The sequence below is a fragment of the Brevundimonas sp. SGAir0440 genome, from assembly GCF_005484585.1.
GTDB lineage: Bacteria > Pseudomonadota > Alphaproteobacteria > Caulobacterales > Caulobacteraceae > Brevundimonas.
The window spans coordinates 1119288-1139684 of the sequence record NZ_CP039435.1 but is presented as its reverse complement, the minus strand read 5'-3'; the positions used below and the strand labels follow the sequence as shown (position 1 = coordinate 1139684).

The following is a 20397-nucleotide window of genomic DNA, read 5'->3' as shown; positions in this document are numbered from 1 at the left end:
GAGTTCGGCTGATTCTCCAACCGAACGACCCCAATAGCGTCATAGGGTTGTTTCGCCGCGAAAGCAAACACGCGTATAAGCGGTGCGATATGCACGTCTATGCATTCGGCTTTAGTGATCAGACCTATCGCCCGAAGTCTTCGGCCAGCACCATCATCGCCGCCCGCTCCGGCGCCGAATATTCATCGACGGCGTCATCCTCCCCGTCACGAATGGCGCGCAACAGCGTGGGCGTCAGGGCCGAGGACAAAGACCAGTTCCAGTAACGCAGCACCGTCTGGGCGCGATCGACGGCCAGCATTTCATAGGTGATCTGCACACGCTCCCAGTCGGGATGGATCTTGCCGTCCGCCGTCGTCTCGGGCCGCCGCATCGAGCGCCACAGATGGGTCAGATCGACGCGCGACATCCCCGTCGCCTTGCACAGGATCGCCAGCGGCTCGCCGCCGGGATCACCCAGAAGCTTGGCCCCCGTCAGCGGCTTGATCCCCGCCAGGAAGGCGATCTCGGACGCCGTCTCGCGCGTCAGCCCGTCGCTGGCGGCGACCATGACGGCGTGTTCCAGATTGTCGAACGGGCTCTTTTGGATGGCCGCGCGATTGCGCTGGCGGCGCTCGATGAACTGAAGCGCCTTGCGCGCGACAGGATCGGACCAGCTTTCGTCATTGGCGATGGCGAAGACGTCCTCGGACGCCTCCTGCATGACTTCGCGCGACACGGCGAACCGTTGCAGGATGGTGCGGCGATCCTCGGGCGCGCACCACCAGAACATGACATAGGCGCCTGACGGCCTCAGCTCGGGTCGCTTCAGCAGGGGGCTGCACAGGTTCGGCGACTGGCGGCTCAGGCCCACCACCGTCTCGATGCCCAGCTGCGACAGGCGCGCAGTCGTGTTGCGCAGCACCGCCTCGATCACCTCCATCTCGCCGAAGGAGAACAGCGTCTCGGTCACGATCTCCGACAGGCCCCGGCGCACCGCCAGCAGCATCCGGTGTTCGAAACTGGCGTCGCGCGCACAGCCGACGATGTCCGCATCGCTCAGCGAGGCGCATTGTTCGATCAGCAGGCCGGCGATGTCCGGATCGTCGCGCAACAGGATGCGCGCCACGCTGTTGGGCAGTTCGGCCAGCGGCGCCAGACGCGCGGCCACGCGCTTGCGCTCATCGTGCGAGGCCAGCCGCAGCATCTCGACCAGCAGGTCGCCCGTCACCGCCCGCTCGAAGGCGTTGATCCGGCTGGCGGGCAGGGACACGACGTCGGCGAGACGCTTCAGCAGCGCCCGGCGCGCACGCAGCGGCGGCGGCGTCGCCTCTTCCCCGATCATGGCTGCCAGATCGCCCATCCCCCCACCTTAGAAGCGAGCGGTTAACCGGGCGTGAGCCGGATCAGCTCTTGTTGACCACCACCACGATGGCCAGGATCACGAATGCGACCACCGCCAGCACGCGCGCGATCCACGGCGCGGCGACGAAGACGCCCAGCACAGTGATCCCGCTCTTGACCGCTTCGGGCCGCGTCAGAGCCTCCTTGAACGTGCCCGGCGGCCGCGCTGCGTCGCCCGCGATCGGATGGCCGCAGTTGGGACAGGCGACGGCCGCCTGCGACACCTGACGCCCGCAGGCGGGGCAAGGGATCAAGGCCATGCTCAGCCTCCCGCGCGCGGCGTGATGCGGATCTCGACGCGGCGGTTCTTCTGGCGCCCGTCGGGATCGTCCGAGCCGTCCGGCTTGACGTTGGGGGCTACAGGCCTGCGCTCGCCAAAGCCCTCGGCGCCAAGAGTGCGTCCGGCCGCGCGTTGCAGCCGCGCCGCCACAGCCCGGGCGCGGCGCAGCGACAGCCCTTCGTTATAGGCGTCGTCGCCCTTGGCGTCAGTATGGCCGCCGATGCTGACCTGGGCCTGCGGATAGCTTTTCAGCAGTTCCGCCGCCCGCGTCAGGGCCGGCTCGGCGTCCGGCCGGATCGTCGCCTTGTCGAAGTCGAACAGAACGTCGGCCGGCAGGTCGATCACGATCACCCCGTCGGTGCGCCGCGCGTTCAGTTCGCTCAGCAGGCTGCGGGTGGTCTCGAACCGTTCGGGCGCGACCTCGGACGAGACGAACACGCTTTCCAGCGCACTGTCCGGCCCCGCCTTGGCGAAGGTGGACCGGGGCGCGGCCATATCCTTTTCGAAGGTGGAGCGCAGGCCGATGGCGCTGCCGCTCATCAGCCGCACCGTCAGGGCCGAGGCGACGCAGGGCGTCAGACCCGCGGCCAACAGCGCCGCCGCCATGGCGGGCGCGTGTCGTCCCGTCATCCGGCCGCTCCGCTCGCCGGAGTCTGGGCCGCCTGACTCTGGGCGGCCTGGGCGGTCAGCGGAATGGTCATGCGCAGGAACGGGCCGATGATGCTGTCCGAGGTGGAGCCTTCGTTGAACACGACCGAAATCTGGTTCACGCCGGCCGGCACCGCGCCCATGAAGACCAGCCGGCCGTTCATGGTGTCGCCCTTGGCGATGGTCATGTACGGATTGCCTTCGGGCGGCTTCAGACGCAGCTTCTGACCGTTCGGCAGTTCGACATAGGTGGCCTCGGAGGCCATCTGGACGCTGTTGGTCATGTCGCTGGCGAACGAGATGCTGACGTCCAAGATGGTCGCGTCTTCGGCCAGATCGACGTTCTTGACCCGCACCGTGGCGCCCACCTCGGTCACGCCCTGCACGTCGACCGGCACATTGCGGATCTGACGCGGTTGGGCAGTCACGGGGGTGTTGGCGGCGGCCGCGGCCTGTTGCTCGGGCGACATCGACGGATCGACCGCCGCCTTGTCGTCGTTGTTGGAACAGGCCGCGAGCGCCAGGGCCGAGACCCCGGCGACGGCGATCAGGCGAAGGGCGGCGACAGGCATGAAACGCTCCGGCGTTGTTGATCCGCCGCGCGTCGCCCCTCATCCCAAGCGGAGCCGCACGCGCGTCCGTTATCGAACACGCGAGCGGCCTAAAGGCTCCGCTTACAAGCCCTCGAAAAGGGCCGTGGACAGGTAGCGTTCTGCGAAGGACGGGATGATCACCACGATCGTCTTGCCCGCATTCTCTTCGCGCGCGGCGATGCGGAAGGCGGCGGTCAGGGCCGCGCCCGAGCTGATGCCGACGGGGATGCCCTCGACCCGAGCGGCCTTTCTGGCCATGTCGAAACTGTCGTCGTTGGACACCTGCTCGACCCCATCGACCACCGACGGATCATAGATGGCGGGCACGAAGCCGGCGCCGATGCCCTGGATCTTGTGCGGGCCGGGCGCGCCGCCGGACAGCACCGGAGAGGCCTCGGGCTCAACGGCGATGAACTGCACCGACGGCTTCTTGGCCTTCAGCGCCTGGCCCACGCCCGAGATGGTGCCGCCGGTGCCGACGCCGGCGACGACGATGTCCACCGCCCCGGCGGTGTCGTTCCAGATTTCCTCGGCCGTCGTGACGCGGTGAATGGCGGGATTGGCCAGGTTCTCGAACTGCGACGGGCTGATGGAGTTCGGCACGGTCTCCAGCAGCTCCTGCGCCCGCGCGATCGCGCCCTTCATCCCCTTTTCGGCCGGCGTCAGCTCCAGCCGCGCGCCCAGCAGCGCCAGCATCTTGCGCCGCTCGATCGACATGCTTTCGGGCATGCACAGCGTCAGCTTCAGCCCCTTGGCTGCCGCCACGAAGGCCAGGGCGATGCCGGTGTTGCCGCTGGTCGGCTCGATCAGCACCGTGTCCTGGTCGATCTTGCCCGCCTCCTGCAGCGCCTCGACCATGGCCACGCCGATCCGGTCCTTGACCGAGGCGATCGGGTTGAAGAACTCCAGCTTGGCCAGAACCGTCGCCTTCGTATCGTACTCCGCCGACAGACGCGGCAGACGCACGATGGGCGTGTCGCCGATGGTGTCGACGATCGAGTCATAGACCTTGCCCCGGCCCTTCTTCAGGTGGCGGGATGCGTCATAGCTGAAGTCGGTCATGGAAAAGGTCTCCTCGAATGCTGGCGCACAACAGATAAGGCCTTGCCGCCCCACGCAAGGGGTGACGCGCGATGATTTCTGCGCGAACCTTTCAGAGCGGCTATGTCAGCCTATATGTCGCCGTCGCGCGAACCGAGATTTCCGTCCTTGCCTCATACCCGTCCGCTCTCCGACACCGGCCTGACCCCGGAAATCGCCGAACTGGTCGCGGAGGTGCACGCGGATACGGCCGCCCAAACCCAGATCCGGATGGACGCCCCGGTCGCGCCCAAAGTCGAGGATGCGCCGGCGGCCGAGACGCGCTCCACCGCCGACGAGCTGCGCTATCGCCTGAAGCAGCAGTCGCTGCTGGCGCGCTTCGGCGAGGTGGCCCTGCGCGAGCGCGATCGTCAGGCCCTGCTGGACGCCGCTTGCCCGGTCTGCGCCGACGGGCTGGAGACGCCGCTGTCCAAGGTGCTGATCCATAACGAGGCGCGCGACCGGCTGGTGCTGATCGCGGGCGTCGGCTGGACGGGGCCGGTCGAGGGCCAGGCCTCGCTGAGCGTCGAACTGGATTCGCCGGCCGGCTACGCCTTCCAGACCGGCAAGCCGCTGATCTCCAACCATCTGGAGAACGAACAGCGGTTTCATACGCCCAGGCTTCTGGCCGACCACGGGGTGCGGCGCGCCATCAACGTCCTGATCCGGCCCGAGCTGGACGGCGAACCTTGGGGCGTGCTGGAGGTCGACAGTCCAGACGAGGGTCAGTTCGACGCCCGCGACGCCCTGTTCCTGGACGCTTTCGCCGCCGTCGTCGGCGCCGCCATCGCCCGCCAGCAGACCGAGCAGCGGCTTCTGGCCGCCATAGAACATCAGGCCCTTCTGACACGCGAGGTCAGCCACCGGGTCAAGAACAGCCTGTCCCTGGTCTCCAGCCTGCTGTCGATGCAGGCGCGCGGCGCGGCCTCCGACGCGGTGCGCGCCGCCCTGGCCACGGCCGGATCGCGCATCCAGGCCATCAGCGAAGTCCACGACCAGCTGTGGCGCGGCGCCGACGTCCAGACCGTGATCCTGTCCGACTTCCTGTGCCAGCTGTGCGAGGCCATCGACGCCGGCAGCGACCGCCATGTCGTCACCTGCGAGGCGTCCGACGCGCCGCTGGGCGCCGACATCGCCATCCCGCTCGGTCTGATCGTCAACGAGCTGGTCACCAACGCGATCAAATACGCCTATGGCCCCGAAGGCGGCGGCGTTGCGGTCACCGGCCGCATCGCCGACGGCCGCCTGACCGTCACGGTCGCGGACCAGGGCAAGGGCTTCGACTTGATCGCCGCCCGCAGCGACCGCAGTCTGGGCATGCGCGTCATCGACAGCCTGGTCCGCCAGATCGGCGGCACGATCGAGAACAAAACCCAGGGCGTCGGCGCGATCCTGGTGGTCGAGGCCCCGGCGACCTAGCGCTCCAGCACGGCGCGGGCGGGGTCGAAGCCGACGACTTCGCGGATGACAATCATGCTCTTGAAGCCGCGCACGCCCTTTTCGGGGACCAGCTCGCGGATGCCGAAGGCTTCGTAGTCCTGCATGGAGCGGACGGCGACGGTCAGCAGATAGTCGGTTTCGCCCGTCACGTCCCAGCAACCCTGGACCTCGGGGCTGGCCTTCATGGCGCGCTGGAACGCCTCCATGACTTTACGATCCTGGGTGTTCATCTCGACCTGGACATGCAGGACGATGCGCGGCTCGACCCGGGCGGGATCGATCACGGCGACGTCGGCGGCGATGACGCCCTCGGCCCGCAGGCGACGCAGGCGGCGCAGGACGGCGGATTCCGACAGGCCCACCGCCTCGGCCGTCACCCGCGCCGGCTCCAGATTGTTGCGGCGGACCCGCATCAGCAGCTTATGGTCGAAATCGTCGAGGGTGACGAAATTCGTCATTATAGATCCTTCAGTGACGATTTCCGTCGCATTCAAGCGGAAAATCGCCGGGAAGCGCAAGCGGCGTTACGCTAGCTTTACGCCATGACGTCGCTGGCCCTGAAAACCCACTTGAACTCGCCGCTGGCGGCGCGCCTGATCCCCTATCTGGCGCTGTTTGCGGGCATGGTGACGCTGGCGTGCGGCACCTCCTTCGCCAAGACGCTGTTTCCGGTGATCGGGGCGGAGGGGACCTCGGCCTATCGCGTCGGGATTTCGGCCCTTCTGCTGGTCGCCGTGTTCCGGCCCTGGCGGTTCCGCCTGACCCGCGCGGATCTGGGCGGCATTGCGCTGTACGGCGTCGTGCTGGGGGCGATGAACCTCAGCTTCTACATGGCCCTGCGCACCATTCCGCTGGGCCTGGCCATCGCCATCGAGTTCATGGGGCCCCTGACCCTGGCCCTGATCCATTCGAGGAAGCCCATCCATTTCGCCTGCATCGGTCTGGCGGTAGTGGGGCTAGGCCTGCTGCTGCCGCTGAAGGCCGGGGCCGGCGCGCTGGATCCCGTCGGCATGGCGCTGGCCGCCTTCGCCGGCCTGTGCTGGGCGCTGTACATCGTCTTCGGCAAGCGGCTGTCGCACCTGCACGCCGGCCAGTCGGTGGCGCTGGGCATGAGCGTGGCGGCCCTTGTCGTCGTGCCGTTCGGCGTGGCCCATGCGGGCGCCGCCCTGCTGAACCCCGCCATCATCCTGGCGGGCGTGGCGGTGGCGATCTTCTCCAGCGCCCTGCCCTATTCGCTGGAGATGATCGCCTTGCGCAGCATCCCCAAACGCACCTTCGGCGTGGTGCTCAGCGCCGAGCCGGCCGTCGGCGCCCTGGCCGGGCTTGTGATCCTGCACGAGCATCTGACCGGCCAGCAATGGCTCGCCATCGCCGCCATCGTCGCCGCCTCGGTCGGCGCCATCGCAACGACGCGGGCTGATCGCGTTGAGATCGAACCGGCTTAAAGATTCCGCTCATCCCCGCGAAAGTGGGGACCCAGCGCTTTGGGCGTTTCATCGTTTGAGTTCGGTCACACCGCCAATCCTACGCACCCTGCCATGCGAAAGGACTGGGTCCCCGCTTTCGCGGGGATGAGCGGAGGCGGGGTGGTCAGAACTCTTCCCAGCCCGCGTTCGATGCCGCCGCCGCCGCGGCGCCGCCGCCGCTGGCGAAGGCCCGGATGCGGGCGCGTTCGCGGGCCAGGGGGACGGGGGCGGCGGCCTGCGACAGGTCGTGGACGCGGGCCTGTGCCGGCGCCTCGCCCGTCTCGAACCGTTCGACCAGCAGGGCCAGTTGCTCGGTCTCGGACTTCAGGCTCATGGCGGCGGCGGTCGTCTGTTCGACCATGGCCGCGTTCTGCTGGGTCACCTGGTCCATCTGGTTGACGGCCGTATTGACCTGGCTCAGCCCCGTCGCCTGTTCCTGGGCCGAGGCGGCGATCTCGCTGACCAGGGCGTCCATCTCCGCCACCTTGACGGCGATCGCCGACAGGGCCGCGCCGGTCTCGTCGACCAGCTTGACCCCTTGCGCCACCTCCTGGCCCGAGGTGGTGATCAGCGTCTTGATCTCCTTCGCGGCTTCCGCCGAGCGCTGCGCCAGAGCCCGTACTTCGGAGGCGACGACGGCGAAGCCGCGCCCCGCCTCGCCCGCCCGCGCCGCCTCGACCCCGGCGTTCAGGGCCAAGAGATTGGTCTGGAAGGCGATCTCGTCGATCACGCCGATGATGTCGCTGATCTGGGTCGAGCTGCGCTTGATGCCGTCCATCGCCGCGATCGCCTGGCGCACGACCTCGCCCGACCGGTCCGCCTCGGCGCGCGCGCCCAGGGCCGCAGCCGAGGCCTGTTTGGCGCCGTCTGCGCTGCGCTTCACCGTTGCGGTGATCTGGTCCAGCGCCGCGGCGGTTTCTTCCAGACTGGCGGCCTGCTGTTCGGTGCGGCGCGACAGGTCGTCGGACGCGCTGGAGATTTCGCCCACCCCGCCCCTCAGACCCGACACGGCCCGCAGCGCCTGGCCCATCGTCTGGCGCAGGCTTTCGACTGCGGCGTTATAGTCGTCGCGCACCCGCACATGGTCGCCCTTCACCGGCGCATCAATCCGCGCGGTCAGGTCGCCGGCCGACAGCTTGTTCAGCACCCCCGCCAGAGCGTCGACCAGCAGGGTCTGGGCGCTTTCCGCCTCGACCCGTTCGGCCTCGCGGCGCGCGGCCTCCTGCTCGTCGGCGGTGATGTCGATGGCCAGTTTGATCACCTTCACCGGCCGCCCGTCGGGGCCGAACACCGGATTGTAGGAGGCCTGCAGCCACACCTCGCGCCCGCCCTTGGCCAGCCGCCGGAACTTGCGCGCCAGGAACTGACCGGCGTTAAGCTCGCGCCAGAAGGCGGCGTAGTCGGGCGAGGCCGCCTCGGCCGGATCCATGAATGTCCTGTGGTGGGCGCCCCGGATCTCGTCCAGACTATAGCCCATCGTGGCCAGAAGGTTCTGGTTGGCGTCGATGATGGTGCCGTCCAGGTTGAACTCGATCACCGCCTGGGACCGACCGATGGCGGCCATCTTGCCGTCCAGATCGATCAGCCGGTCCTGCATGTCCGACGACTTCGGTTTACGCGCGAACATAGGTTACAACCTCTTCGCTATCGGCCGGCCCCCGCCCGCCTCAGTTGCAAGATTAACAGGCTAATTAGTTGAAAAATCGTTGCCCGCTTGAGTTGCAATCAAGACGCAATAATCGCGGCCTTATCCCCTGCGTTGCAGCAGCGCTTCATCGGTCGTTAACCACGTTGCCGCATCTGTTAAGACCTGTTCCTGGGGTCTGATTTTTGCGCAATCTCGTCGCCGCCGTCGAAGCGATCGATCCGCTGGTCGTGACCGGCAAGGTCGCGGGCGTGTCGGGCCTGCTGATCGAGTCGCGCGGCGGCTTGTCGCGCCTCGCCGTCGGCGCCCGGGCCGAGATCGGTCGGCGCGGCCACGACCCCCTGCCCGCCGAAGTCGTCGGCTTTCGCGACTCCAAGGCCCTGCTGATGCCCTTCGGTCCGGTCGAGGGCGTGGCCCCCGGCGCCGACATCCGCATCATCGACCAGGCCGCCAGCGTGCGCCCGACAACCGCCTGGCTGGGCCGCATCATCGACGCCTTTGGCCAGCCGATCGACGGCAAGGGGCCGCTGCCCCAAGGCCCCGCCCCCTATCCCTTGCGCGCCCCGCCCCCGCCCGCCCATTCGCGCGGCCGGGTGGGCGAGCGGCTGGATTTGGGCGTGCGGGCCATGGACGTCTTCACCACCACCTGCCGGGGCCAGCGCCTGGGCATCTTCGCCGGGTCGGGCGTGGGCAAGTCGGTGCTGCTGTCCATGCTGGCCAAGGAGGCGACCTGCGACGCCGTGGTCGTCGGCCTGATCGGCGAACGGGGCCGCGAGGTGCGCGAGTTCGTGGAAGAGACCCTGGGTGAAGAGGGGCTGAAACGCGCCGTCGTCGTGGTCGCCACCTCGGACGAGCCGGCCCTGAAACGCCGTCAGTCGGCCTATATGACCATGGCCATCGCCGAATATCTGCGCGACCAGGACCTGGAGGTCCTGTGCCTGATGGACAGCGTCACCCGCTTTGCGATGGCCCAGCGCGAGATCGGGCTGGCCGCCGGCGAGCCCCCGACCACCAAGGGCTACACCCCCACCGTCTTCACCGAACTGCCCAAGCTGCTGGAGCGCGCTGGTCCCGGCCCGATCCGACCCGACGGCACGACGGCGGCGCCCATCACCGCCCTGTTCACCGTGCTGGTGGACGGCGGCGACCATGACGAGCCGATCGCCGACGCCGTGCGCGGTATTCTGGACGGTCACATCGTCATGGATCGTAAGATCGCCGAGCGCGGGCGCTTTCCCGCCATCGACGTGCTGAAGTCGGTCAGCCGCACCCTGCCCGGCTGTCAGACCCCGCCCGAGCGCGAGCTGAACAAGCGCGCCCGCCAGTGCCTGAGCGCCTATGCCAATATGGAAGAGCTGATCAAGATCGGCGCCTATCGCACCGGCGCCGACCCCATCGTGGACCGGGCCATCGCCCTGAACCCCGCGCTGGAAGATTTTCTGGGTCAGGACAAGGACGATGCGACGCGTCTTTCCGATTCCTTTACCCGGCTGGAAGCAATCCTGAACCAAGGCATGATCAGGGAGTGATGATTTAGATGACCGCTTGGGCCCAATCCCTGATCCGCATCTCCAACTATGAGGTCGAGACGCTGCAAAAGCGCCTGGCCGAGATCGCCGAACGCCGCGCCGGCGCCGAACTCCGCATCGCCGTGCTGGACGCCGAGGCCGAGGGCGAACGCAACCGCGCCCGCATGGACGCCGAGGCCGGCATGATGCTGGGCGCCTATCTGAACGGCTGGAAATCAAGAAAGGCCGCGGCCGAAGGCGACCTGTCGGTGCTGGACGCCGAGGAAGCCGGTGCCCGCGACGCCCTGACCGGCGCCTTCGAAGAGCTGAAGAAGTTCGAACACGTCGCCGAGACCACTCGCCTGAACCAGCTGATCGCCCTGGCCAAGCGCGAAACCGCCGCCTTCGACGAGCTGGGCCTGCGGAAGCGAGCCGTTTGATCCTCCCTTCTCCCCTCGGGGGAGAAGGTGGGCCCGAAGGGCTCGGATGAGGGGGCGCCGGCCTCGAGATGAGAGATCAGGGATGACCATACAGCCCCCTCATCCGTCTCGCTCCGCGAGCCACCTTCTCCCCCGAGGGGAGAAGGGCTTTAGTCGCCGCACAATCCTCGTCGCCCCGCTCGCGCTTTCCTTGAGCAACCTGGCCGCCTGCGACCGCTTCGCCTCGGCGGAGCCGTCGCCGCCCAACGTTCCTCCGCTGAAATCCATCACCCCGGCGCCCTTCGGCACGGCGATCAAGGCCAGCCAGATCGACGACCCGGACTGGATCGCGCTGGCCCGCGCCAACGTCTCCCAACTCACGCCCGAGTGGGAGATGAAGATGGAATACATCCTGGCGAACGGCCTGGACCGGCCCAACTTCGACCGCTCGGACCGTATCGCCGCCTTCGCCCGGGCCGAGGGCATGGCGATGCATGGCCACACCCTGATCTGGTACGCGCAAGGCAAGGAGGCCTTCGCCGGCCTGTCGGGCGCCGGCTTCGACCGCGCCTTCGACGGCTATATCGCCACGGTCGCCGGCCGCTATCGTGGCAAGGTCCGCAGCTGGGACGTGGTCAATGAGCCGATCCTGGACGACGGCTCGGGCCTGCGCGACTGCCACTGGTCGGCGCGATACGGCCACGACGGCTATATCCTGCGCGCGTTCGAAAAGGCCCGGATCGCGGATCCTGACGCCATCCTGTTTCTCAACGAATACAATCAGGAAAGCGTGCCGGCCAAGGGCGCGCAGTTCCTGAAACTGGTCGAGCGGCTGCTGAAGGCCGGCTGTCCGCTGCAGGGGCTGGGCCTGCAATCCCACCTGTGGATCGACATCCCCGAGGGCGTCATCGCCGCCTTTATGCGCGAGATCGGCCAGTTCGGCCTGCCGATCCATGTGTCCGAGCTGGACTGCACCCTGCGCACCGAAAACCGGCTGGACCTCAGCAGCCAGGCCGACCGAATCGCGGCCCAGGGCGCCCGCGTCACCGAACTGGCCTCGGCCTTTGCGGCCCTGCCCAGGGCTCAGCAATTCGCCTTCACCGTCTGGGGCCTGCGCGACACCGACAGCTGGTATCGTCAGGGCGACAAGGACGACGGCCGGGACAAGCCCCTGCCCTTCGACAGCTTCGGCCGCCCCAATCCGATGGCGGCCGCCATAGCGGCAGGCTTCAAGACCCCCGCCTGACGACAGGCCTCTGAATACGGAAACACCCGGCCGTCTTGCGACAGCCGGGCGTTCCTGTGCGAACCGGAGGGGGCGGCCGGTTTACTTCTTCTTGGCGGTCACGGTCGCCGGCGCCTGGACCGAGGTCTGGGCCTGGGCTTGATGACCCCGGCGGTGCGCACGCGGGGCGCGGGCCGACGGCGCAGGGGTCGTCGCCGAAGCGGTCGCGACCGGACGAGCGGTCATGGCGGTCGAGGGCGCCGGGGTCGTGCCGGCGAAGGCGGCGCCGCTGGTCAGGGCGACGAAGGCGACGGCGGAAACGGCGGCGGCGGTGCGGAAGGATTTCATGTCGATGTGCTTCTTTTGAAGGTTGAAGTCTCAGGAGCGTCGGGGATCCTGCCGGCCGGGGACGCCGGCAGGACCAGCAAGGCGTCGGGCCTTACTTCTTCTTGGCGGGCGTCACGGCGCGGTGGGTGCGGGCGTGGCTGACCCGATGATGCGCACGGGCGGAGGCGGCGGGGCGGGCGTGAGCGCCCGACGACGGGGCCGAAGGGGTGCCGGCGAAGGCTGCGCCGCTGGTCAGGATCACCAGGGCGGCGGCGCCGAAAGCGGCGGTGGAACGGAAGGACTTCATGGCGGGTCTTTCTGTGTGTTTGGCGTCCGGCCTCGTGTCGGACAGTCACTGTTTCGGACCCGCGTCCGGCCGGTTCGGGGCCGGTCGATGTCGCCGCGTATCGTCGGCGAAGAGAATTGTGTCCGACTGTATCCGCCGCGCTTTAGCCATGAGACAGGACGACAGATCGCACGTCTTCCCGCTCGCCGAACGCCAATGTCCCAGACCTCCGCCGCCCCCGTCCTTCTGGTCGTCGACGACGACCGCGAGATCCGAAACCTGTTGTCCGACCATCTGGAGCAGCACGGGTTCCGCACGGTAAAGGCCGCCGACGGCCGGGCGATGAAGGCGGCACTGGAGGCCGGGCCGGTCGATCTGGTGGTGCTGGACCTGAACCTGCCGGACGAGGACGGCCTGTCGCTGTGTCGCGGCATTCGGGCGGCGTCCAAGACGCCGGTCATCATCCTGACGGCGCGCGGCGATCCCATCGACCGGATCGTGGGGCTGGAGATGGGCGCCGACGACTATATGGCCAAACCGTTCGAACCCCGCGAGCTGGTGGCCCGCATCCGCACCGTCCTGCGGCGTACCGGCGGCGAGGCGTCGGCGAGCGAGGGTCGACACGCCGACTTCTCCGGCTGGTCGCTGGACATCGCCGCGCGGGCGCTGACGGCGCCGGACGGACGGCTGGCCCCGCTGTCGGGCGCCGACTTCGACCTGCTGCACGCCCTGGTCAGGAACGGCGGCAAGCCCCTGTCGCGCGAGCGGATCCGCGCCCTGTCCACCGTCGCCGACGCCGACGACCGCGCCATCGACCTGAGGGTCAGCCGCCTGCGCCAGAAGCTGGGCGACGACGCCAAGGCCCCGGCCCTGATCCGCACGGTGCGCAGCCTGGGCTATATGCTGGCGGGGCCCGTCACATGGCGCGCGTGATGGGGGCGCGCCTGACCCCGCGCCACGGCCGGGCCGAGGCCGAGACCACGCGGCTGTTCCTGCTTCTGCTGGTCGGCGCCCTGCTGGCGGCGGGCGTGACCTTCGCCGCCCTGGGCCTGAACCATCGCCATCGCCTGTCCCAGGCCCATGACTTCACCACCGCCGAACGGATCGTGGACCTGGCCGGCTCCAGCGACGATCCCGCCGCCGGCCTGACCGACGGCCTGCCGGACGCCGCGGGCCAGAGGCTGGGCGCGCCCGACCCGTCCCTGACCCACGCGGTCGCAGAGGCCCTGAAGCGGCGGGGCGTGGACGGGGTTTCGGTCAAGGCGTTCGAGGCCTCGGCCGGGGCGTGCGGCGCGGCGACCGATCGTCTGCGGTGCCGCATCCTGGTCCTGCGGCCGGTCAATGGCGCGCCGATTCCGGTGGCGATCAGCCTGCCGCCCGCCCCACACCCCTGGACGCTCAGCCGCGAGGCCGCCGCCCTGCTGTCTGCGGGTCTGGCCGCCGTCCTTCTGACCGGCTGGATGGCGTCGCGTCTGGCGGCCGGTCCGCTGAACCGTCTGTCCCGGGGGGCCGTCGCCCTCAGTCACGATCTGGATCGCCCGCCCCTGGTCGAGGAGGGCGCGCGCGAGGTCCGCGAGGCCGCCGCCGCCCTGAACGCCATGCAGACCCGGCTGAAGGCCCTGATCGAGGATCGCACCCGCGTGCTGGCCGCCGTCGCCCACGACCTGCAGACGCCCCTGACCCGGATGCGGCTGCGTGTCGAAAAGATCGAGGACGAGACCCTGCGCGCCCAGTTCGTCAGCGACCTGGCGGGGATGCAGCATCTGGTCCGCGAAGGGCTGGACCTGGCCCGGATCGAGACGACGGTCGAGGCCGTGACTCCCGTCGATCTGGACGCCCTTCTATCCGCCATCTGCGAGGACGCGGCCGAGGCGGGCCAGCCGGTCGTCTTCACCCAGGGCTGCAGCGCCGTCGTGCCGACCCGGCCCCAGGCCCTGCGCCGCTGCCTGACCAATCTGATCGACAACGCGGTCCTCCACGGCGGCGAGGCGGCCGTCAGCGCCGTGCGCGACGACCATGCGGTCCGCCTGATCGTGCGCGACCACGGCCCCGGCGTGGCGCCCGACCAGTTGGAGCGCTTGTTCGAGCCCTTCTACCGCCTCGATCCGTCCCGCTCGCGCGACAGCGGCGGCTCAGGCCTGGGCCTGACCATCGCACGCCGCATGGCCGAACGCGCCGGCGCCCATCTGACGCTTGCCAACGCCGACGGCGGCGGGCTGGAAGCGACCCTGACCTTTCCGCAGTCCTGACGAAAAGCGTAGCGGCGCCTGCATCCGTTCGCCGCGCTCGCCGCCTCTCTCTGAAAGCGTTAGCGTGACGCGTTCAGGAGATCGCCCCTTGCCTCAGTCGCCCCTCACCCGCCGTCGTCCGGTCCTCCTGTTGCTGGCCGCCAGCGCCCTGGCCCTCACGCTCAGCCCGCTGGCCAGCCGCCCGGCCGCCGCCCAAGACGTGGCGCGCATGGACCAGGTGATCCGCGCCTCCAGCGACGCCGACGCCTTCTCCGGCGCCGTCCTGGTCGGCCGCGACGGCCGCATCCTTCTGGATCAGGGCTACGGCCTGGCCAATCGCGAGTGGAACATCCCCAACGACGGTGATGTGAAGTTCCGCCTGGGCTCACTGTCTAAACAGTTTACCGCCGTCGCGGTCATGCTGCTGAACCAGCAAGGCAAGCTGGATCTGGATGCGCCGATCAAGACCTGGCTGCCCGACGCCCCGGCCGCCTGGGACGCGATAACGCCGCGCCATCTGCTCAGCCACACCGCGGGCGTGCCCAACTTCACCGCCTTTTCCGACTTCGAGGCCCAGAAGACCCGGCCCGCGACGCTGCCGCAGTTGATCGCCCGCTTCCGCGACCGGCCGCTGGACTTCGCGCCGGGCTCTCGGTTCGCCTATTCCAACTCGGGCTATGTGCTGCTCAGCGCCATCATCGAGGCGGCCAGCGACCTGACCTACGCCGATTTCGTCACCGCCAATCTGTTCCAGCCGCTGGGCATGGGCGACAGCGGCTATGACCGCCATGACGTGATCCTGCCCCGCCGCGCCTCGGGCTATGCGCCGGGCGCAGACGGCGTCGTCAACGCCGACTATGTGGACATGACCATCCCGACCGGGGCCGGCGCCCTGTATTCGACCACCCACGACCTGCTGAAGTGGGAACAGGGCCTGTTCGGCGGCCGACTGCTGAACGCCCAGTCGATGACCGCCCTGACCACGCCGGTCCGCAACGGCTACGCCATGGGGCTGATGGTGTCCGAGGCCGACGGCAAGCGCCTGGTCTGGCACAACGGCGCCATCGAGGGCTTCAACACCTATATGGCCTATGACCCGGGCGACCGGACCGCCGTCATCGTCCTGGGCAATCTGAACGGCGAGGCGCCCGACAAACTGGGCGCGGCCCTGGTCACGCTGGCGCGCGGTGGAACCGTCACCCTGCCCAGCGAACGCCGCGCCGTCTCCCTCTCGCCCGAGGTGCTGAAGGCTTATGAGGGCGTCTATAATCTGGCCCCGACCTTCGCCCTGACGATTTCGGTCGTGGACGGCAAGCTGATGGCCCAGGCCACCGGCCAGCCGGCCTTCGCACTGACGGCGGAAGCTCAGGACGCCTTCTACCTGACCGCCGTCGACGCCCAGATCACCTTCACCCGCAACCCCGCCGGCGCCGTCGAGGGTCTGGTCCTGCACCAGGGCGGCCGCGACATGCCGGCCAAGCGTCAGTAGGGCCGAAGCCATTTCGGCGTCGGCTTAGAACGCCTTGTTCAGGCCGGCGTCCTTCAAAGTGCCGTTCGCCGTGTGTCGCGATTTGATGTCGCCATCGACGGTGAAGCGTTTTCCGTTGACCGGACTTTCCCAAACCTCGTGGTCGCCGCGCCCTTGGCGAACGAACCAGCACCCGGCGTCCTTGAGCTTGCGCTTGACGTCGGCCGTGTAGCTCAAGCGGCCAGGCCCAGCCTGACCCGGGTGCTGGCGTGGGCGATCAGTTCGATCGGCACATCTCGTGGGTAGCCGTTCTCGCCCTCGCTACCTTCCAACAGATCCTGAATCGCGCCGGGAATGCGTTCGATCAGCGCTTCCAGCGTGGCGGCCTCGATCCGAAGTCCGTGAACATCGCTGGACTCGGTCAGCCAAACGCCCGCTTCCGGGTCGAAAACGGCTTTGACGACGATGACCTTGCTCATGACAACTCCAGTTAAGGACAGCATATGGGTGTCGCCCAGATGCAGAGTCAAATCGGACCGCACAACGCGACCATCGTCCTGACGCCCTCAACGCAAAACGCCCGCCGTCACCGGCGGGCGTTTCGAAATCGCGGATCGAAGGTCGATCAGGCGGCGACGGTGACGACGCCCTCGGCCGGGTCGCGCAGGACATAGCCGCGGCCCCAGACGGTTTCGATATAGTGTTTGCCGTCGGCGGCGGTGGCCAGCTTCTTGCGCAGCTTGCAGATGAAGACGTCGATAATCTTCAGCTCGGGCTCGTCCATGCCGCCGTACAGGTGGTTCAGGAACATTTCCTTGGTCAGGGTCGTGCCCTTGCGGAGCGAGAGCAGCTCCAGCATCTGGTATTCCTTGCCCGTCAGATGGACGCGGTGACCGTTCACCTCGACCGTCTTGGCGTCCAGGTTCACGGCGATCTCGCCGGTGTGGATGATCGCCTGGGCGTGACCCTTGGAGCGGCGGACCACGGCGTGGGTGCGCGCGATAAGTTCGTCCTTGTGGAAGGGCTTGGTCATATAGTCGTCGGCGCCGCCGCCGAAGGTCTTGACCTTGGTTTCGATCTCGTGGCTGCCCGACAGGATCATGACCGGGGTATTGACTTTGCCGACGCGCAGCTGGCGCAGGACTTCCAGGCCGCTCATGTCCGGCAGGTTCAGGTCAAGAAGAATGAGGTCATAGTCATAGATCTTGCCCAGATCGATGCCTTCCTCGCCCAGGTCCGTCGTATAGACGTTGAAGCCTTCCGACTTCAGCATCAGTTCGATGCTTTGGGCGGTTGCGTGATCGTCTTCAATCAACAGGACGCGCATACGTGCCCCTCCAGGCAAAAGCTTTGCGGTAACCACCCTGACACACGGCCGGGTAACCTTGTTCGCAAGTTAAGACGTGAAAACCTTAAGAAGGGTTAACGCCATCCAATTGAGGCGAATCTAGGCTGATTTGCGAATCGGCGTCGAGGGGCTGGAGTCAATGATTCGAAATTTATTAACCCTGTTTGGGCGGCCTGGAGTGTGAGTGGTGATGCGTGACTCGTGAGTGGGCGACGCCGAAAGAGCGCATACGAATGCTCCCCCCTCACCACTCACCACTCACCACTCACCACTCACCACTCACCACTCACCACTCACCAAGCACAACGTCCCACCCGCAACCGCAAGGCGGTTAAGCCGCCACGACCGATTTTGGCGCATGGTAGGACGATATTCCTATCGCGACGTCCCGGCCGCCTATGATGCCGGCGTCGAGAGGTCGTGAGAGGGAGACGTTTCGTGCTGGAGGATTACAGGGTGCCGGTCACCGAGGAGGATCAGGTCAAGGCCGGGCTGGCCATTCATCTGATCGCGGCGCGCACCGGCGCCCATCCGTCGCAGATGACCGGCCGGGGCCGGATGAATCCGCGCGCGGCCCGCCCGCGCTGGCTGGCTATGTATCTGTCCCACGTCGCCTATGGCTGGACGTTGGAGCGGGTCGGACACGTCTTCGGCGTCAATCGCGCCAGCGTCGGCGCCGCCTGCCGCTGGGTCGAGGACGAGCGCGAACGGCGCAGCATCGACGACCTGATGAACGACCTCGAAGGCTGCATCCAGGGCCTGTATCAATCGCCCCGCCTGGAGCTGCCGCAATGAGCCGGCTTCTGGAACGCGCGCGCGATCTGATAGCCAAGCCCGGCGCCTGGCTGTCGGCCGAGGGCGGGGCCTATGCCCTGCGCCTGTCGCCGGATCGCCGCAGCCGCATCAGCCTGACCCTGACCGAGACCGAGTTTCGCGCCCTGATCGACCAGCCCGGCCTGCGCGTGCGGCCCGGCGGCGGCTGGTCGGGGCGGGTTCACCCGGACCCGACGCCGTCCCCTGCTCCCGGCCGTCCCGGCTTCGTGGCGGGCGAGCGCGACCTGATGCAGCCGGACGGCTGCATGGTGCGGGCGCGGGCCAATCTGGGTGAAAGCCCCATCGCCTGGCTGGCGCGACGCAAGGATGCGTCCGGCCGCCCCTGGCTGACCCCGGCCGAGACCGCCGCCGGCGAACGACTGCGGCGCGAGGCGGAACAGGCGACGAAGGGCGCCTCGGTCACCATGCGCTGGGACGCCCTGCCGACCTCCGGCTCGGGAACCGCCGCGCGGATGGAGCCGACCGACCGCGCCCTGTCCGCCGCCCGCCGCGTCGAACAGGCCCTGACCGCCGTCGGCCCGCGCCTTCGCCCCATCCTGACCCGCATCTGCATCCACGGCGACAGCCTGAAACTGGCCGAAACGGGCCTGGGCTTACGCCGTCGCCAGGGCAAGACCGTGCTGAAACAGGCGTTGCAGGCCCTGGCGGATCACTATGGGATCGGGTGAAGGGCACAGATTGCACTGCGTTTCCGATGCGCGATCCGGACGCGGCGCAGCTGTCAGTGGAAAGCGGAATGGTCGCATTTAGCCCTAGATTTCAAATTGGACGACGGCTTCGAGTGAAGCCGATATTTGGTTCGTACCGATACCAGCCAGTCAGCTGAGCAAAGGACACCGGTGATGATGCGGACAAAGGCCCGCACTCTAGGGTGGCAGGCATGAAATAATGAGTTATACTTTGGCTTCAGCACGGAGAAGCCCGGTGAAGACCTGCCTCATGGTTCGCCTCTGTTTGCTTTTCATTCTCGGCATCGCCAACGAGGTGGACGCCCAGGTGAACCCTGGCCAGCCACATCCTCTGATAACCCAACTCGAAGACCTGAACGTCACTGGAAAACAGACAGTCGAACAAGCGGAGGCGTTCGTCTCCAATATCGGCGCGCCCCCCTCTGGACGCAAAATGGCTGTCTGGTCGCGGTCGATCTGCGTCGGTTCGATTGGAATGGCCGCCGAGCCAGCCGGCTACATGATCGACCGGGTTCTCGATTGGGCTAACCATGTCGGCATCAGGACATCAGGACCCGGTTGCAACCCGAACATACTGATCGTTTCCACTGATGACGCAGACCGGACAGCGCAAGCGCTCGTTCGCGCGCGTCCACTTGATTTCGACGCGCGGGTGGAGAGCAGTCACCGCGGCCGCGCTGCGCTTCGTGAGTTTGAACAGTCGGATCGCCCCGTGAGGTGGTGGCATGTCAGCATACCTGTCGACCCTGACACCGGCGATGCTCTTGTCCGCCAAAGGGGGCAACAGCCGTTCTCAATTGCCGCTACTGATGGCATCATTAGAGCACCGTCGACTTGGGCGCTTATGGCCAGATCGTCTCGGCCTCTAGGCTGTATGACGACAGCCTAGATCACATGCAGTCGCTCGTAATTGTCATTGATGCCGTGGCATTCGAAGAGGTTAGCTTCTTTCAACTGTCGGACTATGTGGCGATGATTGCATTGGCTCAGATCAGTCCCTCGGCGACCCCATCAGTTCCATCTATTTTGACCCTGTTTGAACAAGGTGTCCCTCAGGAAGAAACGTTAACTCGCTGGGACCGCAGCTTTCTGGAGGCGCTTTATGGAACGCGCCAACGGAACTTCAAGGGTGCCGGGGACAATCGCCTTATTGCGCGCGGGCTAGCCCGAAGGATTGAAGCCGAGTCACGTTAAATCCGCTGGCAGAATGTCGTTGCACGACGCGATAGTCGCGGTTCTGAAATGGAGAGATCACGGCCGGCAAGGCTGGCGCACCAGACGGACGTTCGCCCTTAACGCCTTCGCGGTGCGCTCGGAAGCGACTCGTGTGCGCAGATAGAGAGAGCTCGAACAGGGCAGCTGCGAAAGTATTTCGAAGAGTGTAGAGACCTGATGGCCTACACGCCTTCTCAGCGATCCCTCCTGCGTTGGGGGGCCGTGGTGTCGCCATCGCAATCGGCGCAGCCGGAATTCTGCTCGCCCCTCGGGCTTCCTAAACTGAGCGCGCACCTTACGGCTCAAAAGTCCGCA

General features: G+C 67.4%; 24 protein-coding genes. 12 read left to right on the top strand and 12 right to left on the bottom strand.

Annotated elements, in window-relative coordinates:
• Positions 1–124: 124 nt before the first annotated feature.
• The 5 genes from E7T10_RS05530 to cysK form a co-directional block, all read right to left on the bottom strand.
• Positions 125–1342: a DUF2336 domain-containing protein gene (locus E7T10_RS05530; RefSeq protein ID WP_137721033.1), complete on the bottom strand. Its 1218-nt coding sequence runs from the start codon at positions 1340–1342 to the stop codon at positions 125–127.
• Between the two features lie 43 nt (positions 1343–1385).
• Positions 1386–1643 carry a zinc ribbon domain-containing protein gene (locus E7T10_RS05525; RefSeq protein ID WP_137721032.1) on the bottom strand — a complete coding sequence of 86 codons (258 nt, stop codon included), beginning with the start codon at positions 1641–1643 and terminating at the stop codon, positions 1386–1388.
• A gap of 2 nt (positions 1644–1645) precedes the next feature.
• Positions 1646–2293: an OmpA family protein gene (locus tag E7T10_RS05520; protein WP_137721031.1), complete on the bottom strand. Its 648-nt coding sequence runs from the start codon at positions 2291–2293 to the stop codon at positions 1646–1648.
• Positions 2290–2883, bottom strand: coding sequence for a hypothetical protein (locus E7T10_RS05515; protein WP_137721030.1), 594 nt, complete (start codon positions 2881–2883; stop codon positions 2290–2292). Before E7T10_RS05515 ends, E7T10_RS05520 begins: the two co-directional genes overlap by 4 nt.
• A 102-nt stretch (positions 2884–2985) precedes the next feature.
• Positions 2986–3966: a cysteine synthase A gene (gene cysK, locus E7T10_RS05510; RefSeq protein ID WP_137721029.1), complete on the bottom strand. Its 981-nt coding sequence runs from the start codon at positions 3964–3966 to the stop codon at positions 2986–2988.
• A 147-nt stretch (positions 3967–4113) separates the two neighbouring features.
• Here cysK and E7T10_RS05505 point away from each other — a divergent pair, with 147 nt between their 5' ends.
• Positions 4114–5403 (top strand): sensor histidine kinase, encoded by a 1290-nt coding sequence (locus E7T10_RS05505; RefSeq protein WP_246846115.1) that lies wholly within the window; start codon positions 4114–4116, stop codon positions 5401–5403.
• Here E7T10_RS05505 and E7T10_RS05500 read toward each other — a convergent pair.
• Positions 5400–5882, bottom strand: a complete 483-nt coding sequence (locus E7T10_RS05500) for an Lrp/AsnC family transcriptional regulator (protein ID WP_039244685.1) — start codon at positions 5880–5882, stop codon at positions 5400–5402. The two genes, E7T10_RS05505 and E7T10_RS05500, sit on opposite strands and share 4 nt — an antisense overlap.
• Positions 5883–5966: 84 nt before the next feature.
• On the opposite strand from E7T10_RS05500, the gene E7T10_RS05495 reads away from it, so the two are divergent.
• On the top strand, positions 5967–6869 hold the full coding sequence (locus tag E7T10_RS05495) for a DMT family transporter (RefSeq protein WP_137721028.1): 903 nt from the start codon (positions 5967–5969) through the stop codon (positions 6867–6869).
• Positions 6870–7014: 145 nt separating this feature from the next.
• Here E7T10_RS05495 and E7T10_RS05490 read toward each other — a convergent pair whose 3' ends face one another.
• The gene (locus tag E7T10_RS05490) at positions 7015–8517 is read right to left on the bottom strand and encodes a methyl-accepting chemotaxis protein (protein WP_246846114.1); all 1503 of its coding nucleotides are present in this window, start codon (positions 8515–8517) and stop codon (positions 7015–7017) included.
• Positions 8518–8720: 203 nt separating this feature from the next.
• Between E7T10_RS05490 and fliI the strand changes: the two genes are divergently transcribed.
• The 3 genes from fliI (at position 8721) to E7T10_RS05475 (ending at position 11708) form a co-directional block, all read left to right on the top strand.
• The gene (gene fliI, locus E7T10_RS05485; protein WP_066552424.1) at positions 8721–10064 is read left to right on the top strand and encodes a flagellar protein export ATPase FliI; all 1344 of its coding nucleotides are present in this window, start codon (positions 8721–8723) and stop codon (positions 10062–10064) included.
• An 8-nt stretch (positions 10065–10072) separates the two neighbouring features.
• Complete coding sequence (locus tag E7T10_RS05480; RefSeq protein ID WP_055803572.1) at positions 10073–10483, top strand: hypothetical protein; 411 nt, start codon at positions 10073–10075, stop codon at positions 10481–10483.
• 190 nt (positions 10484–10673) lie between these two features.
• Positions 10674–11708 (top strand): endo-1,4-beta-xylanase, encoded by a 1035-nt coding sequence (locus E7T10_RS05475; RefSeq protein ID WP_246846113.1) that lies wholly within the window; start codon positions 10674–10676, stop codon positions 11706–11708.
• Positions 11709–11789: 81 nt separating this feature from the next.
• On the opposite strand, the gene E7T10_RS05470 is transcribed toward E7T10_RS05475, so the two are convergent.
• Together E7T10_RS05470 and E7T10_RS05465 are read right to left on the bottom strand one after the other, a co-directional pair.
• A complete protein-coding gene (locus E7T10_RS05470; protein WP_137721027.1) occupies positions 11790–12035 on the bottom strand; it encodes a hypothetical protein in 246 nt (81 codons plus the stop codon).
• Between the two features lie 91 nt (positions 12036–12126).
• Positions 12127–12321 (bottom strand): hypothetical protein, encoded by a 195-nt coding sequence (locus E7T10_RS05465; protein ID WP_017505846.1) that lies wholly within the window; start codon positions 12319–12321, stop codon positions 12127–12129.
• 195 nt (positions 12322–12516) lie between these two features.
• Between E7T10_RS05465 and E7T10_RS05460 the strand changes: the two genes are divergently transcribed.
• The 3 genes from E7T10_RS05460 to E7T10_RS05450 all read left to right on the top strand — a co-directional run bounded on the left by E7T10_RS05460 (position 12517) and on the right by E7T10_RS05450 (position 16017).
• Entirely contained in the window at positions 12517–13233 is a 717-nt protein-coding gene (locus E7T10_RS05460) for a response regulator (protein WP_137721026.1), read from the top strand.
• The gene (locus E7T10_RS05455; protein WP_246846112.1) at positions 13221–14549 is read left to right on the top strand and encodes an ATP-binding protein; all 1329 of its coding nucleotides are present in this window, start codon (positions 13221–13223) and stop codon (positions 14547–14549) included. The genes E7T10_RS05460 and E7T10_RS05455 overlap by 13 nt, the downstream gene beginning before the upstream one ends.
• 88 nt (positions 14550–14637) lie before the next feature.
• A complete protein-coding gene (locus E7T10_RS05450) occupies positions 14638–16017 on the top strand; it encodes a serine hydrolase (RefSeq protein WP_137721025.1) in 1380 nt (459 codons plus the stop codon).
• A gap of 24 nt (positions 16018–16041) precedes the next feature.
• Here E7T10_RS05450 and E7T10_RS05445 read toward each other — a convergent pair whose 3' ends face one another.
• The 3 genes from E7T10_RS05445 to ctrA all read right to left on the bottom strand — a co-directional run bounded on the left by E7T10_RS05445 (position 16042) and on the right by ctrA (position 17323).
• Entirely contained in the window at positions 16042–16233 is a 192-nt protein-coding gene (locus E7T10_RS05445; protein ID WP_137721024.1) for a type II toxin-antitoxin system HicA family toxin, read from the bottom strand.
• The gene (locus E7T10_RS05440; protein WP_210416157.1) at positions 16230–16475 is read right to left on the bottom strand and encodes a DUF1902 domain-containing protein; all 246 of its coding nucleotides are present in this window, start codon (positions 16473–16475) and stop codon (positions 16230–16232) included. Before E7T10_RS05440 ends, E7T10_RS05445 begins: the two co-directional genes overlap by 4 nt.
• Before the next feature lie 146 nt (positions 16476–16621).
• A complete protein-coding gene (ctrA, locus tag E7T10_RS05435; RefSeq protein ID WP_017505852.1) occupies positions 16622–17323 on the bottom strand; it encodes a response regulator transcription factor CtrA in 702 nt (233 codons plus the stop codon).
• A gap of 459 nt (positions 17324–17782) precedes the next feature.
• Between ctrA and E7T10_RS05430 the strand changes: the two genes are divergently transcribed.
• The 4 genes from E7T10_RS05430 to E7T10_RS05415 all read left to right on the top strand — a co-directional run bounded on the left by E7T10_RS05430 (position 17783) and on the right by E7T10_RS05415 (position 20061).
• The gene (locus E7T10_RS05430) at positions 17783–18139 is read left to right on the top strand and encodes a hypothetical protein (protein WP_017505853.1); all 357 of its coding nucleotides are present in this window, start codon (positions 17783–17785) and stop codon (positions 18137–18139) included.
• Positions 18136–18846, top strand: a complete 711-nt coding sequence (locus E7T10_RS05425) for a DUF6456 domain-containing protein (RefSeq protein ID WP_137721023.1) — start codon at positions 18136–18138, stop codon at positions 18844–18846. Before E7T10_RS05430 ends, E7T10_RS05425 begins: the two co-directional genes overlap by 4 nt.
• A gap of 256 nt (positions 18847–19102) precedes the next feature.
• Positions 19103–19756 (top strand): hypothetical protein, encoded by a 654-nt coding sequence (locus tag E7T10_RS05420; protein WP_137721022.1) that lies wholly within the window; start codon positions 19103–19105, stop codon positions 19754–19756.
• 5 nt (positions 19757–19761) lie between these two features.
• A complete protein-coding gene (locus tag E7T10_RS05415; RefSeq protein ID WP_137721021.1) occupies positions 19762–20061 on the top strand; it encodes a hypothetical protein in 300 nt (99 codons plus the stop codon).
• Positions 20062–20397 lie beyond the last annotated feature (336 nt).